Origin of the sequence: Roseimarinus sediminis (genome assembly GCF_050433125.1) — a bacterium.
Classification (GTDB): Bacteria; Bacteroidota; Bacteroidia; order Bacteroidales; family Prolixibacteraceae; genus Roseimarinus; species Roseimarinus sediminis.
In genome coordinates this window covers 1-16,780 of sequence record NZ_JBNPXV010000018.1, presented here as the reverse complement: position 1 = coordinate 16,780, position 16,780 = coordinate 1, and the positions used below count along the sequence as shown (strand labels likewise).

14 protein-coding genes are annotated in these 16,780 nt (G+C 40.5%); 7 read left to right on the top strand and 7 right to left on the bottom strand.

Annotation, left to right across the window (positions count from 1 at the left end; all coding sequences use genetic code 11):
- The 6 genes from FHS86_RS17440 to FHS86_RS17415 all read left to right on the top strand — a co-directional run bounded on the left by FHS86_RS17440 (position 1) and on the right by FHS86_RS17415 (position 5,919).
- Positions 1 to 684 carry a hypothetical protein gene (locus tag FHS86_RS17440; RefSeq protein WP_429416782.1) on the top strand — a complete coding sequence of 228 codons (684 nt, stop codon included), beginning with the start codon at positions 1 to 3 and terminating at the stop codon, positions 682 to 684.
- Between the two features lie 269 nt (positions 685 to 953).
- Positions 954 to 1,829, top strand: a complete 876-nt coding sequence (locus FHS86_RS17435) for an electron transfer flavoprotein subunit beta/FixA family protein (RefSeq protein WP_429416780.1) — start codon at positions 954 to 956, stop codon at positions 1,827 to 1,829.
- A 12-nt stretch (positions 1,830 to 1,841) separates the two neighbouring features.
- The gene (locus FHS86_RS17430; protein ID WP_429416777.1) at positions 1,842 to 2,861 is read left to right on the top strand and encodes an electron transfer flavoprotein subunit alpha/FixB family protein; all 1,020 of its coding nucleotides are present in this window, start codon (positions 1,842 to 1,844) and stop codon (positions 2,859 to 2,861) included.
- 210 nt (positions 2,862 to 3,071) lie between these two features.
- Complete coding sequence (locus FHS86_RS17425; protein WP_429416775.1) at positions 3,072 to 4,784, top strand: acyl-CoA dehydrogenase family protein; 1,713 nt, start codon at positions 3,072 to 3,074, stop codon at positions 4,782 to 4,784.
- Positions 4,785 to 4,951: 167 nt separating this feature from the next.
- Positions 4,952 to 5,392 (top strand): hypothetical protein, encoded by a 441-nt coding sequence (locus FHS86_RS17420; RefSeq protein ID WP_429416772.1) that lies wholly within the window; start codon positions 4,952 to 4,954, stop codon positions 5,390 to 5,392.
- A gap of 131 nt (positions 5,393 to 5,523) precedes the next feature.
- Positions 5,524 to 5,919, top strand: coding sequence for a hypothetical protein (locus FHS86_RS17415; protein ID WP_429416769.1), 396 nt, complete (start codon positions 5,524 to 5,526; stop codon positions 5,917 to 5,919).
- Positions 5,920 to 5,982: 63 nt separating this feature from the next.
- Here FHS86_RS17415 and FHS86_RS17410 read toward each other — a convergent pair whose 3' ends face one another.
- On the bottom strand, positions 5,983 to 7,125 hold the full coding sequence (locus FHS86_RS17410) for an NAD(P)/FAD-dependent oxidoreductase (protein WP_429416767.1): 1,143 nt from the start codon (positions 7,123 to 7,125) through the stop codon (positions 5,983 to 5,985).
- A 180-nt stretch (positions 7,126 to 7,305) separates the two neighbouring features.
- Between FHS86_RS17410 and FHS86_RS17405 the strand changes: the two genes are divergently transcribed.
- Complete coding sequence (locus FHS86_RS17405; protein ID WP_429416765.1) at positions 7,306 to 7,935, top strand: hypothetical protein; 630 nt, start codon at positions 7,306 to 7,308, stop codon at positions 7,933 to 7,935.
- Positions 7,936 to 7,975: 40 nt separating this feature from the next.
- On the opposite strand, the gene FHS86_RS17400 is transcribed toward FHS86_RS17405, so the two are convergent.
- The 6 genes from FHS86_RS17400 to FHS86_RS17375 form a co-directional block, all read right to left on the bottom strand.
- Positions 7,976 to 8,509 carry a hypothetical protein gene (locus FHS86_RS17400; protein WP_429416762.1) on the bottom strand — a complete coding sequence of 178 codons (534 nt, stop codon included), beginning with the start codon at positions 8,507 to 8,509 and terminating at the stop codon, positions 7,976 to 7,978.
- Between the two features lie 17 nt (positions 8,510 to 8,526).
- On the bottom strand, positions 8,527 to 9,159 hold the full coding sequence (locus FHS86_RS17395) for a hypothetical protein (protein WP_429416759.1): 633 nt from the start codon (positions 9,157 to 9,159) through the stop codon (positions 8,527 to 8,529).
- 5 nt (positions 9,160 to 9,164) lie between these two features.
- Positions 9,165 to 10,397, bottom strand: a complete 1,233-nt coding sequence (locus tag FHS86_RS17390; protein ID WP_429416756.1) for a hypothetical protein — start codon at positions 10,395 to 10,397, stop codon at positions 9,165 to 9,167.
- An 892-nt stretch (positions 10,398 to 11,289) separates the two neighbouring features.
- On the bottom strand, positions 11,290 to 13,752 hold the full coding sequence (locus FHS86_RS17385) for a TonB-dependent receptor (RefSeq protein ID WP_429416753.1): 2,463 nt from the start codon (positions 13,750 to 13,752) through the stop codon (positions 11,290 to 11,292).
- Between the two features lie 21 nt (positions 13,753 to 13,773).
- Positions 13,774 to 14,919, bottom strand: a complete 1,146-nt coding sequence (locus FHS86_RS17380; RefSeq protein ID WP_429416750.1) for a DUF4249 family protein — start codon at positions 14,917 to 14,919, stop codon at positions 13,774 to 13,776.
- Complete coding sequence (locus tag FHS86_RS17375; RefSeq protein ID WP_429416748.1) at positions 14,919 to 15,965, bottom strand: hypothetical protein; 1,047 nt, start codon at positions 15,963 to 15,965, stop codon at positions 14,919 to 14,921. Before FHS86_RS17375 ends, FHS86_RS17380 begins: the two co-directional genes overlap by 1 nt.
- Positions 15,966 to 16,780: the final 815 nt, after the last annotated feature.

The window sequence follows — 16,780 nt, the reverse complement described above, 5'->3', positions numbered from 1 at the left end:
ATGAAAACTTCAGCCTATGCCTTTATACTGTTGCTAACGCTCTTTGCACATTCCTGTTTCAAATTAGAAGCACAAACGCCGGAAGCGATCAAGGTAAGAGGAATTGCATATGAACCAAGCTATCACTACAAGGGTTCACCTTATTTATTCAACCATTGGACCCGGGGCACACTTAAACATTGTAACGGCAGTAGTTCCGACACCCTTCAGCTGAAATTCAATCTGCTTAACAACGAGGTAATCTTTTATCACCACCAACACCAACGCATGTATCAGGTTGACCGGAATGCCATCTCAGGCTTTACACTTTACCCCGATACAAAAACTACCAGGAATTTTATAATTTATAAGGGATGGTCATCGGGTTTTAATTTAAGCCCGGGAAATTATGTTGAAGTAATCTACCACGGAAAAATGATCCTGCTGGGGAGCTATGGAGCCATCATTCAAAAAGCCGGGCATGTGGCCGATCTGAATGAACTGCGACAGGATTACTATTATTTTTTGCTGATTGATCACCAGCCCACTGAGATCAAACTAAAACTACGCAGCCTTTATCGGCTTTTCCCGCATATGAAAAATGAAATACGCAGAGCGGCTTCCAACATGCGCTTTCAAAAAAAGAATCCGGAAAAAATGGCCCAAATGCTACAATGGATCGATGAGCAAAGTAGCACACCATGAATATTTGATTCATGTTTTATCTGAATTCATTCCAAATATCTTTTAAAATAAGCATTGCCGGGGAATATTCGAATGCAATGGTTAATTGTTTTGAAACCACACCCAACAAAGTTTTGAAGCACACAAAATAGCGAAACACAGGCCCTTTGTGCCATTGAAATCCTTATCTGACGTAAGCTACAGAACTTTCATACCTTGGTCGGGTGCGCTTCATTATTTATATTTGTTGACCTTGAAACCAAAATATAAATTAACATAATTAGTGAACTATGAGAACGTTCAAAATTATTGTACTGGCAAAACAGGTTCCCGATACACGGAATGTGGGAAAAGATGCCATGAAAGCCGATGGCACGGTAAATCGTGCTGCGCTTCCTGCCATTTTCAACCCCGAAGATCTGAATGCACTTGAACAGGCATTGTGGGTAAAAGACCAGTTTCCAGGATCAACTGTCACCGTTTTAACCATGGGACCAGGTCGTGCCGCCGATATTATTCGTGAAGGAATGTTTCGTGGAGCCGACGATGGCATACTGCTTACCGACAGGGCTTTTGCAGGGTCAGACACCCTGGCTACGTCCTATGCACTTTCGAGAGCCATTGCCAAAATGGGAACCATCGACCTGATCGTATGTGGCCGGCAGGCCATCGATGGAGATACCGCCCAGGTTGGACCGCAGGTAGCCGAAAAGTTAAAACTGCCACAGATTACCTATGTAGAAGAAATTAAAGAAGTGAAAGAACAAAGCATTACCCTGAAACGGCGTCTCGACAATGGCGTTGAAGTGGTAAAGTCTCCCCTTCCGGCTGTAATTACCGTAACCGGATCGGCACCTGCATGCAGGGCACGCAATGCCATGCTGATTATGAAATACAAGCATGCCAAAACGGTTAGCGAACGTCAGGATGACAATGAAGATTATCTGAGCCTTTACAACGAACGTCCTTACCTGAACATTAACGAGTGGACCGTGAACGAAGTAGAGGCAGATGCTGCACAGCTTGGACTTTCGGGCTCACCCACCAAGGTGAAAACCATTCAAAATGTAATACTACAGGCCAAAGCAGCCAAAACAATAGATGCTACCGATGCAGACATCAACCTGCTGATGAAGGAATTGATTGATAGTCATACCATAGGATAAACTGAACCAACGATGAATAACATATTTGTATATTGTGAAATAGAAGACGGGGTGATTGCCACTGTCAGTTTTGAGTTACTGACCAAGGGGCGTCAACTGGCCGATGAACTGGGATGTCAACTCGAAGCCCTGGTAATAGGCAGTGATTTAGCCGGTATCGAAAAAGAACTGTATCCCTATGGTGTCGATGTGGTGCATGTTGCCGACGACAAACGTCTGGCCCCCTACACCACCCTTCCGCACACTTCTATAATAGTAAATTTATTTAAAAAGGAGCAACCACAAATAGCCCTGATGGGCGCTACTCCTGTGGGCCGTGACCTGGGACCCAGGGTTTCATCGGCACTCTTTAGCGGACTAACAGCCGACTGCACCAGCCTCGAAATAGGCGAACATGAGGACAAAAAAGCTGGCAAGAAATACGAAAAGCTGCTTTACCAGATCAGACCTGCTTTTGGAGGAAACATCATTGCAACCATCATCAATCCTGAGTGCCGGCCACAAATGGCCACCGTGCGCGAAGGGGTAATGAAAAGTGAGATCCGATCGGCTGCCTACAAAGGCAAACTGAACAAACTCGATGTTGAAAAGATGGTTCAACCCGAAGACTTTGTCATCGAGTTCATCGAACGCCACATCGAAAAGAAAAAAGTGAACCTGAGCGCCGCTCCGGTAATTGTTGCCGGTGGTTACGGAATAGGCAGCAAGGAAAATTTCAACGCCCTGTATGAACTCGCCGAAGTGCTGGGTGGCGAAGTGGCTGCTTCGCGCGCTGCGGTCGATGCCGGATTTACCGATCATGAACGTCAGGTAGGTCAAACAGGTGTTACCGTTCGTCCCAAATTGTACATTGCCTGTGGTATCTCAGGCCAGATACAACACCGTGCAGGCATGGAAGATTCGGCACAAATCATTGCCATCAACAATGATGAACATGCCCCGATTAACGCCATTGCCGATTACGTTATTACCGGCGACGTAATGGATGTGATACCGAAGATGATTAAATATTACAAAGCAAACAGCAAGTAAAACAGTCAATGGTTTTCCCAAACAAAAAAGGGAAGCAAAAGAAAAAAGTCATTAAGTCGTTCGTAATAAGAAAAAGGATCAACAGCAGCTTGCACAAAAACAGGCGATCCTCCTTTCTGAATTATAAAATAAAGTAGCTTAATGACCTGCCGCTTTCGAAACGAACGGGACGACTCAATGACTTTTCCTAATGACTTAAATTTTAACATTATGGCTAATTTTTATACCGATAATAAAGCCCTGAAATTTCATCTGCAACACCCGCTGATGGAAAAAATAGTGGCATTGAAAGAAAATAACTTTACCGAAAGCGGAAAGTTCGACTATGCCCCCTTCGATTTTGAAGATGCCATGGACAGCTATGACAAGGTGCTGGAGGTAATTGGCGAAATTTGTGCCGACATTGTGGCACCCAATGCCGAAAGCATAGATACCGAAGGACCGCAGGTGATCGAAGGTCATGTGAAATATGCACGCGGAACACAGGAAAATCTCGATGCACTGATTAAAGCAGGACTGATGGGCATTACCCTGCCCCGAAAGTATGGCGGACTGAATTTTTCTATTGTTCCCTACATTATGGCAGCCGACCTGGTGTCGCGGGCCGATGCCGGCTTTGTGAATATCTGGGGACTGCAGGACTGTGCCGAGACCATCCACGAATTTGCCGACGATGAGCAGAAAGCAAAATACCTGCCCCGCGTTTGCAAGGGTGAAACCATGGCCATGGACCTCACCGAGCCCGATGCCGGTTCCGACCTTCAGGCTGTTGAACTCAAAGCAGTTTACAATGAAGAAAAAGGCCTTTGGCTGCTCAATGGTGTCAAACGTTTCATCACCAATGGCGACGGCGACATTTCGCTGGTACTGGCCCGTTCGGAAGAAGGCACCCACGACGGACGCGGGCTTTCCATGTTCATCTACGATAAAAATGATGGTGGAGTAAGCGTACGTCGTATTGAGCACAAAATGGGCATCATCGGATCACCAACCTGTGAGCTGGTATTTAAGGACGCACCAGCCGAACTGGTAGGCCAGCGCCGCATGGGACTTATCAAATACGTGATGGCCCTGATGAATGGTGCCCGCCTGGGTATTGCCGCCCAGTCGGTAGGACTTTCAGAAGCTGCCTATCAGGAAGCCCTAGCTTATGCCCGCGAAAGAGAACAATTTGGCAAGCCCATCATTCAGTTTCCTGCCGTATACGAAATGATTACCGTCATGAAGGCGAAACTTGATGCTTCGCGCACCTTACTCTACGAAACAGCCCGTTTTGTCGACGTGTACAAAGCTTATTACCATCTCTCACAGGAGCGCACACTCGACAAGGAGGAACGCAACGAGATGAAGCAATATCAACGCCTGGCCGACATTTTTACGCCGCTGGCCAAAGGCCTTTCATCGGAATACGCCAACCAGAATGCCTACGATGCCGTACAGGTACACGGAGGATCGGGTTTTATGAAAGACTATCCGGTTGAACGAATTTACCGCGATGCACGTATCACTTCCATCTACGAAGGCACAACCCAGTTGCAGGTGGTGGCAGCCATCCGCGGGGTTACTACCGGAGGCTATCTCGAACAGATTCGCGCCTACGAGAAAGAAACACTGAAACCCGAATTGGAGAAATACCGTCGCCTGCTCATTGGGCTCACCGAAGAATATGCCGAAGCAGTTGAAAAGGTGGTTTCGACCAAGGACAACGAATACATCGATTTCCATGCCCGCCGGCTGGTCGAAATGGCTGGTCACATCATTATGAGTTACCTGCTTTTAATTGATGCTAACCGCGACAACGATTTCATGAAATCGGCACGGGCCTTTAATAAAATCACCCGACAACTGGTGCATGGTCATGGTGAGTTTATCCGCGGTTCGGGTGTGAGCGATCCGGCTTCTTACAAATTTGAACTCGATTAATCAAACCAAACGAAACCGGTAAAAGAAGTGCTTGCTGGATTCAGCAAGCACTTCTTTTTTTTGAATCATGGTTCATAAAAACACCTGCTTTCATGACAAACTTTAGCTGCTGAGCTCACTAAAATTCTTACCTTTAATGCATGATTAAGCTTTAAAAAATCCATACCATGGCCGCAATTACGAAGTCTTCGATTCGGAATGCATTCATACTGCTATTTTTGGCCGGAGCACTTGCTGTGAAGATGATTTTTTTTAATCCTCCAGCCTACAACAATGAACTGGCCAGGCTTTCAGGCGATCTGAATGAACGTTGCCCGATAATGGTCGATGAATATACCCGCCTTGACAACACCAGCGTGCAACCTTCCGGAATTCTCGAATACCATCTTACCCTGCTCAACACCGTTTACGACTCCATCGTCACCGATAGTTTAAAAACCTTGATAAGGCCCATCCTTGAGAATAACTACCTGACCCATCCCGACCTGAAATTTTATCGTGACAAGCAGATTACCCTGGCCTATAATTTTAAAGACAAAACAGGCAATGAAGTGATCAGTTTCATCATCGATCCTGACTCTTTACTGCAAATGGAAACAATCGATTAATAATACAGCATACCTTGCTGTTGAAAGTGCATGCTTAAAATGCGCTTACTATTCCTTCACTAATTAAATAGTAGAATGTATTTTTTTCAATTTTTACCTTTCTTCAATGACAAAAATTCTAATTTTGCAGCATGATTACAATTGTGGCAGTAATACTGGGAACTTTTGTGCTGGGGGCTTTGATTCTGCTGATCAAAGTGAATCGGGAGAAAGCTGCCGAAGACCGAGCAAATGAAGTGGCATCGACACCGGCCTCCGATTGTTGCGGGGCACACGAGGTGTGTGAATTCGATCAGATAAAAATGGACGACAGCATTATTGAATATTACAATGATGAGGAACTCGACCAATACAAAAACATCGATCAGAAAGAATACTCCGACGCTGTGATCGATGAATTCAGAGAAGTGCTTTATACTTTACAAACCCACGAAATTCGTTACTGGCTGTTAAGTATTGAACGAAGAAAAATCAGTCTTCCTTCCATTTTACAGGAAGAAGCCCGGATGCTGATGGCAGAGGGATAAAAAAAGCCGTTCAGCTGTATTGAAACAACTAAACGGCACTTCTAAGACCACAACAAAATTTACTTAACGGTGCATCAATTTAAAATTCCAGCCCCAGGCTTTCTTTAGCCAATGCCCCACTACCGGCATGGGAATAAACAGATCGCGCTTGTTTTTCCGGTAAACGAAGCCGGCACCATCGCCGGTATCCATGATACACAGAATATTCAAATGCTTTTGATAGCCCTTCCGTTTGTGCTTGTTCTTAATGGCCTGATCGATGTTATAGGCTGCATTTCGTCCCATAATTACCGCCATGTGTCCTTGTTTGGCTTTCCACTCGGGACCATTCATTGCAGCCACATCGCCAATGGCATAAATCGAATCAAAACCTTCTACCCTGCTAAAATCGTCGGTTTTGATAAATCCTGCTTCATTGAGCGGCAGTCGGGTCGACTTTAGGAAATCGAGACCATTGCTTGCCGCGATAAACATGGTAAGATCGCTTTCAATAAAATCACCTCCCTCGATGTGGATGCCATTGGCTTCGAAACCCGTAATTTTTTTCCCTGTTTTCCTGGCGATGTTTTCCTTTTTCAACATCACATCCAGCATTTTGTAACCACTTTCGCCCATTCGTTTCCCGGGCTCGGCCATGGGCGCAAAAAAGGTAAACTGAAAACGATCGTAAAGTTTTTTGCGCTTAAGTGCCGTAATCATATTAAACATGATCTCAAAGGCCGGTCCTCCGCGTACACCGCTCTTATCGTTTGGATTCCCCCCAAAGCCAATGGCAATTTTACCGCTGCCCTTCTCAATCAACTCATCGAAACGCTTTTTCATGCTTAAAGCCTGTTCGGGATCACTGCAAATTGAATAGGTATGTTCGAGCCCCTTGTGCTTCATTTTACCCGCCCCCATCGCCAGCACCAAATAGTCGTAGCTAACGCTTTGATTGTTCAGAATAAGTACCTTTGCGTCCTCGTCAAGGCCGGTCATTCGGTCAATAATAAGGTGAAAGCCATGACGGGCCGCCATCTTATTCAAATCGATGGTCGATTCTTTAAATGGTATTTTACCTACGGGGATCCAAATGGAAATCGGATAAATAAAGAAGTAGTCACGGTCAGAAATCAGGGTCACTTTGTGCTTCTTTTTCCGGAGTTGAATGGCTGCCTCTACGCCGGCAAAGCCTCCTCCAACAATCACTGTATGTTTCGAATTCATTTTATACTTTTTCAGTTGAAAGTGCAAAGATGTTTTTTTCACTCAGCCTTTTCTGTGATTAAGTTCACACAAACAAGACCCTCAAGGCCGAAAAGTCATATATTGTAAAATATTGTTCGACTTTTACTGAACATATAATGCATTATCACTGTTTATTTATAAACTTTAAAAATCTGCGAAATGAATACAACAATACTTTTTTTTCTGCTTCAGTTTTCACTTTTTGGTTTTCCGGATGAAGCACTTACCGGAGCAAGCGTGTACCTTGAGAAAGCTGCCAACAGTGAGGTGGTAAGCATGGTAAAAATTGGTTTAAACGGAGAATTTGAATTTGCTGATCTCGATCCGGGTAATTATTACATAGCCATCGATGTGCCCGAACATACCGTGCGACAGCTTGATAAAAAGAAAAAAGAAAAATTTGACAGCGACATTGTTACTGCCTTCAACCACGAAGAGCAGGCTTATCTGTGGCAACGTCCCGATGGTTTTGTAAAACTGAATGCCAAAAGCACCAAAAACCTGGCAGAAAACATGCTGCCCCGTTTTGAGATCGTTCAAACGTTTACGAAACCCGAAGGTGAAAATCCTGGTGAAACCTACGAACATCTTACTTCAAGTTTTGAAGATCAGACACCGGCAGGAAAAGTTTATGTATTACAGTTTACGGTAATCAAACAATACGGAACCTTTTCGGGGGGTTTAAATTCAATTACTCAAAAAGAGTTTCACCGACTGACCATAGGAAAAAAAGAAATATCACTTGAAGATCAGGGTATCGTAAAAGTATTGCGCCGCTCGGACAACTAAGGAAACTAAACAGAGATACGCTTAAATTCGCTTTAACACATTAGAAAGCAAACCCATAACTCACCGATGGTATAATGGGAAATAAGCCACCTACGGTAAGCTTTCTATTTGTTTCGCTACCTGCTTCATTGTTATCAACCATTTTAGGGTAAACCATGAACGGATTAATGCGGTTATACGTGTTATACAATCCAAAAGTCCAGGTGCGTACTCCCTTTTTCTTTTGTTTCGATGTGCTGTACGAAAGATCAAGCCGATGATAAGCCGGCGTACGATAATTATTCCGCTCGGCATAATTTTCGACTAATTGAGTGTGCCCATTAATGTTGATAACATACCAATTGTAATTCAGCGTGATATAATAGCCCGAAGTATATACCCACGAAGCGGTAATTTCCTTGTTCGTATCAATTTTATAGTTTGATACGACCGAAAGGTTGTGCCTACGGTCGTGGCTGAACGGGAAAACTTTTCCGTTATTGATCGCGTCAAACCGACGGACCGATTTTGAAAGCGTATAGGCTATGGAAGCAGGGCCAAAACCCCTTATGTGAACTCCAAAAACAATTAGCATTAGACGCGACTGAATAGTTACCAGAACTTATATGATAAACCAATACTTATTGTATGCCCAAAGCCATATTCAGTTCTATTCCATGTTTGAGGCAATTGATCATCACTTCCGATAAGGTGACAAATTCCCAACCCTATTTTTTGGGACAGAAGTATAGATTCTGTGATTTCAAACCTTACTCCGAAACCAATATATTGTTCAACCCAGATGAAAGGTCCAAAATACTCTTCTACCTTATGGTATAAAATATCTTCCCTTGTATAGGGTTCTTCAGCCTTAGGATCGTACATAACTGAAAAATACATTCGATTAAAAGTTTCTGAATAGGATAATTGCAGGTCATAGAAAACATAAAGTACAGACCAAACATATTGGTGAAAATAAGTTTGAAGTCCTAGATGATGCAAAGGTTCAGTAGCATACTGCCTTTTATAGAACATTTTTTGTTGATCATCAGGATGGGACCACATGTTAATATTGTAGCGTATTCCTGCACCAATTTCACTTCGTCCAATATCCTTTATGAAAGTAAGAGCACAATTTCTTCCTGAAAAAGTTGAATTATAAGCAAGTGAAAGTTGTTGTGCCTTACTTTTATAAAAACAAAATACGATTAATAGAATAATGACAATTTTCCAGAGGCCTTTCATAGTAACTAATAATTTGTTCTCCACAATCGGGCTGTCGAATGGGAACTAGAATACCAAATAGCCCAGGAATTATATAAGGTCTCCAAATCTATCCAACTATCCATAATATCCTCGGGTTTAAAACCATACCAGTCACTATCGTAATGCATATTGCCATAATAATACAATTTAGTACCATTATATTCAGGTTCACCAAGTGGTTTTTCACTTCTAAACCAATCACGCTCATAAGTATTCCAGAATATACCATGATCATCGAGCGGAGTCGTATAATCTGCAGCGGCTAAATGATACCATGTTGTTAAATCTTCTCCAATATCATCTTTATCGACTACTGCAATTTCTCGTTCAATTGAACGAGTTAACTTTCTTTCCGGCCCATGATCTTCTCCATCTGGCCATATATGAAGACACTGCACCCAATATTCCGAATTTCCACTCCCTTCAAAACGATAATCCAAATTGTATTCATGAATATCAATCCCGAATTGATAACTCGCAGATTTCAAAATCGGATCATGGAGTTCATTTTCGTCAATTCGATAAGAGCTTGGAACATTCATTAATTCTTCACTTGCATTGTCAACAATAAAAATCGGATGGGTTGTTTTCATTGCAATTTCTTCATTAATAAGGAACTCCTGCAATTCTCCATTCTCATTATAGATCCAGCAAACAATATAATCTTCTAAATGAGCAACCTTAGCCAATTCACTATTTACCTCTACACCGGGACTAATTATCGCTTGTTTGGTAAAATCTGCAACATCAATATTAGGCGCATAAAAGGCTGGAATATACTTTTCAACAACTCCACTTTTATATGGATTTCTTGATACGTGGGTTAAATCAATTGTTTTTAATTTATGCTTTAAATCCATTATTTTCATATTCCCCGACTTCAGATTAGATATTGAAACAAAATCATTCAGACTCATTGTCGCACTAAGATTTTCTTTGGCTTTTGAAATAATTAGTTCATTCCAATCACCTGTCTTCAAAATCTCACGTGAAATAAGGCTAAGCTCATACAGCGATCTATTGATCCTTTCATCATCATCGTCTTCATAAACCTCCAAATAGTGTTCTACATCATAGGGATTCTGAATAAAAGGGATATTATCTAAAATGTTAGTTTCACTATATTTAGTATGCCCCATAACTATTGACTGCTCTGCATCATTGCAAGAGAATAGTATTAAAAGAATAATTAATACAGATAAACGATTTGCGTTCATTTTATTCTACATTTGCGAACAGGGAGATACAGCTCCCAATCCATGTTAATATTTATATTAATTTGTGAATTTTAGGCAGCATGATCTTCGGGTTGTGTTGCCTTTCTTTTACATTACTGCTATCCCAATTCGTTTCACTTCTGAAATAGCTTAGTAATGTTAGTCTGCCAGCAATAAAAGACAATTACCGATTGATTCTTTCAGACATTCTCCATAGGCAACATAATTTTATGATGTATGCAATGATGAATTGAAAAACTTTTCGATGGTGTGCGACTTTGCGCTTTGGAATACCGGGGGATATTCATTGGCTTTAATTCAGTTACAGTTTAACTTGCCCAAATCTAAAAAAAAAACAACACGAAGCAATTGATGTGTTCAATTATTGTTTATTTAAATTAATTCTATGCAGACCATACGATGGTTTTAATGAAATAATAATCAGGAAGGCTTCTACCTGTTAATTCCGAAAAAGGCAAAAAGGTTACCCTCAAAAGAGAAAAAAATGAAAAAAAAAGGAAAAAGTCACTAGTCACTAAGTCATTGGTAAGAAAGACCAAGAAGTAAATGCACGACTGGACGACGGTATGAATGCACGACTAAACGACTACACGACTTTAAACTTACCCGAAAATGGATCTGAGAACGTATTATACTTCTTTTTATCCATAGTCTATTATCTAAAATCTTCATTACCATTGAACAACTTAGCTGAAATGCGTTTAAATCCACACCAATACGCCTCGCGGTGTATTTTTGACGTATCAACTGGCGTCACAGTAAAAAAGTAAGCAAAAAACGCTTTTTTGGCGCTTACAACATCGCAGGTTAGCTGAAAGCGTTCAAAAGCAGGAAAATATTTTTCTCTAAGTGATAAAAAGGGTGAAACACCTTACAGTTTCTCCCCCCATACATATTTCCAGCTAACAGAGGGTAGGATAGGAAACATACTCTTTTGCTTCAATGTTGGTACTCCAGTTTTTCGATCGCCATAGTAATAATAAACAGTATATGGATTTTGACGATTGTAGGCATTGATTACACCAAGACTAAGACTTCTTACCCCATGCTTTTTTTGTTTTCTGAACCGAACGCTTAAATCCAAACGGTGGTAAGGAGGATACTGATAATTATTTTTTCTTCCATATACGTATACATTATAAACGTCATATCCTGAATCCTCGTAATAACTATCGAGTTCCATGCTATAAGAATTATTGGAAAAAAGATCCAAACCTTTTCCTCTTGCTGCACCCAGGGTTTGAAAAATTCCTGAAGCATAATTCCAGGTAGCTGAAATATCAACTTTTTTATTGAATCGGTAGTTAGTTGTTATCTCAAAATCATGACGACGTTCATATTTTGCTGGAAAGGGATTACCTTCATTCAGGTTTTCAAATAAGCGATCGTTCTTTGTCCAGGTATATCCCACCCAGGTCGTTAACTTATCTGATGTTTTTTCAGCATAAATCTCAAATCCTGCAACCCTTCCTTTACCACCGGTCTCTGTCACATCCTGCCATTCATCTCCAACAGTAAAGATATTTCCACCTTTTTGAAAATCTATAAGTTGGTTAAGTGACTTGTAGAAAGCATCTATATTCCACTTCAATCCTATTGCTTCTTGTTCAAAGAAAAGTCCAAGGCTTAGCTGATCCGATTTTGACGGAAGAACTATACCACCCACTGGCACCCAAATATCAGAGGGCATTCCACCTGCATTGTCCGATGAAAGCATGTGGGTAAACTGCTCCATTCTGGCATAAGACGTTTTAACGGATGCTTGTTTTATGAATTGATATACCGCAGAGAACCTCGGTTGCAAAGAGGTAAAATACTCATGATCGAGTATATATACCACACCGTGGACTCCTGCATTTAAACTGAACTTTTCTAATTGTAGCTGATATTCTCCGTACGATGCTAACTCGGTAGCAGCTATCTTTTTCATGCCATTTGTATGTTGATAGGCAGCAGGATATCCAACCTTCGAATAGTATTCATTGAGAAAAACAGTGCTGTCAATTTTGTATTCGCTCATGGAGGAAAAAGGCTGGTACTGATGAAAAGTTGTTGCCGCACCAAAACGTACCAACGATTTAGTGCCAGCATCCCAGTTAAAATCAGCTTTAAGCAGGTAGTCCCTAACTTTTGAGAAGAATTCCGACTTCTGATATTGAGCCATTTCTTTTGAAACGTATTCAACCTGATTCAGTTCACCGTACTGATGATAGTTATAAATCATCCCTGCCATGGTTAGATTGACAAAAAGAGTTGGTTTGAAAACATGGTTCCACCGTATGCTGCCAACCTTACTCCCCCAGCCTATACCATCTTCAAGTTTATATTGGTATCGGTAATCAAAACTTTCATCATCGGAGAAATTCATTTTGGAATCATAAACATCTTTTCCGCGGTAAAAACCAACATAGATCCGATCTTTGTCTGACACAATATGATTTACTTTTACATTCAGATCGTAAAATTTATAAGAAAGTCTCCCTTCTTTGTCAAAAAGTGAAAAATAGGTAAATGGTTTTAAAAACCAGTTCAGGTTCGACTGCCTGTAGGATACTGAAAAAGAAGTCTTGTCTTGTATAAGTGGTCCATTATACGCAAATTTTGAAACCAGTGTACCAATCTGAGCTTCCCATCGATGTTCTTTCATGTTGCCATCCCTGGTACGAATATCGACTACGGAAGATAGTCTTCCTCCGTAACGTGCCGGAAATCCGGCCTTATAAACCTTCAGACTTTTAATGGCACTTTCATCAAAGATAGATGTAAAACCGCCCAGATGACCTGTGTAGTACATAGGAACATCGTCCAAAAGAATCAAATTGCCATCGGGGTTCCCACCCCTAACCAACAGGGAAGCACTGCCTTCGCTGGCCGGACTGATACCGGGCATGGTTTGGAGCGATTTAATCACATCCACTTCGCCGGCAAGCGAAGGGAGCATCTCCATCAAAGCTGAAGACATGGTCACCAGACCAGTCTCTGACCTGACATGAGAATTACTGCCAGTTACCGTCAATTCATTTAACTGATAACCCGGTTCCAGATAAATGTTCAAAACCGTATCTTTTTGTATAATTACTTCTTTTTCAAAAGATACATATCCAATGAAAGAACACTTCACTGTGGTAACTCCTTGCCTTACACGCAGATTAAAATACCCGTATTCGTTGCTGCTTGTACCTGAAGCTGTATTCCTATCAATTACATTCGCCCCGATTAAAGATTCCTTTGTTTGGGCATCGTACACATGACCTGAAAGATGAATCTGACTAAACGAAGGAGCAGAGATGATTAGCATCAAAATTGCAATTGAGAATGTTTTAATATATTTCATGGTTGCCAGGGTCGAACGGGTTTATTGAACAACATATTTATGCCACCAGTATTCTTTGCCTTCCTCGGCAATAATATAATTTTTCACACTGTATCCTCCGAAAATCCCATATCCATTCTGAATATTGGAATAGACATCCACCTCGGTGTTTTGCGCACCAAAACTCCCAATTAATGGATTGTAGTTTTGTTCCGTGGAGGCTTGTCTTTGCTTTCGTGCGCTTTGCATGTAATTAAACAATTCAAGAGACAAACTCCTAAAACAAAGCAAGTTATCTCCACTATACATTGTTAAATTATTACCACCCATACCACCGCTCCCATCACTTTGAATATCTGTATATATTATTTTATGAGAATCACTAAATGATCGATCACTAAAAATAAGAGATGGCGGTGCATCCATTGCAGGTATCACATTCTCAACTACAATAACCGGATCGGTACAATAAAATGGTCGTGTCTGGTAAAACTTCAGTAAAGTGTCGAGTCTTATTTGCATGGTTTCGTCAATAACAGCCTGATTTGAATTTATCATATTTTCATATTCTCTTAAAGGTATGTATTCTGAATCTTCTGGAGTGGTTCCAATTATTGCATATAATTCAAGAAGTAGATGAAAACTCATGTGAAAGAAATTGTCAACCCCGGCATTATCATTAATCGTAAACGATAAAGTGTGCATTGGTGACCCGTAAACAGATGTTTTGTCTGGTGTAGCAAAAAACTTAAGATCAAAACCTTCAGCTTTAGCAGGATAGGGAATATTAGTTTGTGCAGTAATGGTATCATGTCCGTCAATTACAACCATTAATCTGTACGATTGTCCTGCTTCGGGTTTTTCTCTTAGCGCACGATACCAGCCATTCCCGGCATAAAACAGCTCAGCAACTTGTTCTCCTGTTTGGGCATTTTCAATTTCCACCTTGGCATTTTCAACAACAGGTATTTCTTCCTTCAGGGGCTCCACAAGTTTGCTTAAGTGACAAGAAAAAATACTGTCGGGCATAATAAGGGAATTCACAACAATTTCGTTTTTCTTGTAATGGGAATCAAAGAAAATTTCACTTGAACAAGAAAAACAAAGCATCAAGGTGAAAACCACCATCCAATTTAAAGGAAGATGCAGGCTAGCATCTTCCTTTGATATTTTTACCTTAAATTTCATTAGCTTCTATCGTAAATAAAAGTTGTATTTCCAATCCCCCGACTACCTCCAACAAAATGAATTTCATCAAACCAAGGTTCAACAAGTATTGCAGTGTTACGCCCATCGTAATGATCCTCATCAACTTTCACCTCCCAGGTCCATGTTTTTTCATACACTTCAACGGATGTAAGGTCACTATAACCAAATGGTTCAATTGAATACCAGGGCAAATATACACGGGAATCAGTAGCAAACCTCACGTCATAGCTTAAGGACTTCCCCGTTAAACTTTCGATATGAAGCAAGGTTTTATAGGGCTTCCAACCTACCAGCCACTTCTTTATTTCTCCTTTTAAAGTAAAATCCATGCGATAGGCGTTCACATTACTTTCGCCCATGTAAGGTATTCTGTAGATTGAATATTGCATAAAAACCCTTCTGTCACTCAAAGTGGCAAGCTCCCATATATCAATAAGCGGATTAGAATTATTAACACAACCCAATCGGCAAAAACGATCACCTGTGGGATAAACTCCATTCATGCCGACCGGCCCACATTTTAGCTTGCATTCATCTTCAAATGACATTATTTTAACTGGTTTTTCACTTTTAACTTCATAAATTCCATCATCCTTTAAAATGTGGGGGATGTTGGTAATAACAAATTCCTTGTTCTCATTTGCTATCGCGCCAAAAAATGCAAAAGGTACTGTTTTGGTAATTGTACTATCGTTATCAAAAAAAACCAGTGAAGAATTTGATTTAACTATCTTTTCGTACGCTTCCCTTGTTTCTGCCTGATCAAGTTTTTCATATAGGTTATACACAGCTGTGTTATAAGATGTAAAACCCAAACTCTCCTCCCATGCAATACGTTCATTAACAGGTAAGGCCAATACACTATCAACAAGAGACAGATAATTGTCCGCTAAATGAAGCACACCATTATCAGCGAAAACAGCTGGTGATTTAGAATATTGTTTAGTTTCTTCAATCGAGAAGGGCTCCTCAGTGCAACTAAAAAGTAATAAAAATAATCCTGAAATAATTATTAAATTTTTCATTTTAATTAGATTTGCGAAATGGGAGATACAGCTCCCAATCCATGTTAATACTTGTATTAATATTGTGAATTTTAGGCAGCATGATCTTCGGATTGTGTTGCCTTTCTTCTACATAACTGCTATCCCAATTCGTTTCACTTCTGAAATAGCTTAGTAATATAGTCTGCCAGCAATAAAAGACAATAACCGTTTGATTATTTCAGACTTTCTCCATAGGCAAAACGATTTAATGATGTATGCAATGATGAATTGAATTACAATTCGATGATGTGCGACTTTGCGCTTTGGAATACCGGGGGATATTCATTCGTCTGAATTTATAATTTTCAATGGCGACTAATGGAACTCGCATCCGCCAGTTAGCGTATCAAGCTCGTTTCATTGGCTTTAATTTAGTTACAGTTCAACTTGGTCAAATCTAAAAAAAAACAATACGAAGCAATTGATAATTTCAATTATTGTTTATTTGAATTTATTCTATGCAGACAATGCGATGGTTTTAATTAAATAATAATCAGCAATCCTTCTACCTGTTAATTCCGAAAAAGGCAAAAAGGTTACCCTCAAAAATGAAAAAAATGAAAAAAAAAGAAAAAGTCACTGGTCACTAAGTCATTAGAAAGACTAAGAAGTAAATGCACGACTGGACGACAGTATGAATGCACGACTTTAATCTTACCCGAAAATGGATCTGAGAACATATTTTACATCCTTCTTATTTGTCATTCCCTGAAATAGGTTGACCGTTTTAAAACAGAAATAATTATGATTAAAACGGGAAAAAAAGTCAGACATTTACGTAAGTTTTCGGAAGA

Bases quoted from the DNA above. Each gene is read 5' to 3' on its own strand.
- FHS86_RS17415 (WP_429416769.1), top strand. From the start codon at position 5,524: ATGATTACAATTGTGGCAGTAATACTGGGAACTTTTGTGCTGGGGGCT.
- FHS86_RS17420 (WP_429416772.1), top strand. From the start codon at position 4,952: ATGGCCGCAATTACGAAGTCTTCGATTCGGAATGCATTCATACTGCTA.
- FHS86_RS17385 (WP_429416753.1), bottom strand. From the start codon at position 13,752: ATGAAATATATTAAAACATTCTCAATTGCAATTTTGATGCTAATCATC.
- FHS86_RS17410 (WP_429416767.1), bottom strand. From the start codon at position 7,125: ATGAATTCGAAACATACAGTGATTGTTGGAGGAGGCTTTGCCGGCGTA.
- FHS86_RS17440 (WP_429416782.1), top strand. From the start codon at position 1: ATGAAAACTTCAGCCTATGCCTTTATACTGTTGCTAACGCTCTTTGCA.
- FHS86_RS17425 (WP_429416775.1), top strand. From the start codon at position 3,072: ATGGCTAATTTTTATACCGATAATAAAGCCCTGAAATTTCATCTGCAA.
- FHS86_RS17375 (WP_429416748.1), bottom strand. From the start codon at position 15,965: ATGAAAAATTTAATAATTATTTCAGGATTATTTTTATTACTTTTTAGT.
- FHS86_RS17435 (WP_429416780.1), top strand. From the start codon at position 954: ATGAGAACGTTCAAAATTATTGTACTGGCAAAACAGGTTCCCGATACA.
- FHS86_RS17405 (WP_429416765.1), top strand. From the start codon at position 7,306: ATGAATACAACAATACTTTTTTTTCTGCTTCAGTTTTCACTTTTTGGT.
- FHS86_RS17400 (WP_429416762.1), bottom strand. From the start codon at position 8,509: ATGCTAATTGTTTTTGGAGTTCACATAAGGGGTTTTGGCCCTGCTTCC.
- FHS86_RS17430 (WP_429416777.1), top strand. From the start codon at position 1,842: ATGAATAACATATTTGTATATTGTGAAATAGAAGACGGGGTGATTGCC.
- FHS86_RS17395 (WP_429416759.1), bottom strand. From the start codon at position 9,159: ATGAAAGGCCTCTGGAAAATTGTCATTATTCTATTAATCGTATTTTGT.
- FHS86_RS17380 (WP_429416750.1), bottom strand. From the start codon at position 14,919: ATGAAATTTAAGGTAAAAATATCAAAGGAAGATGCTAGCCTGCATCTT.
- FHS86_RS17390 (WP_429416756.1), bottom strand. From the start codon at position 10,397: ATGAACGCAAATCGTTTATCTGTATTAATTATTCTTTTAATACTATTC.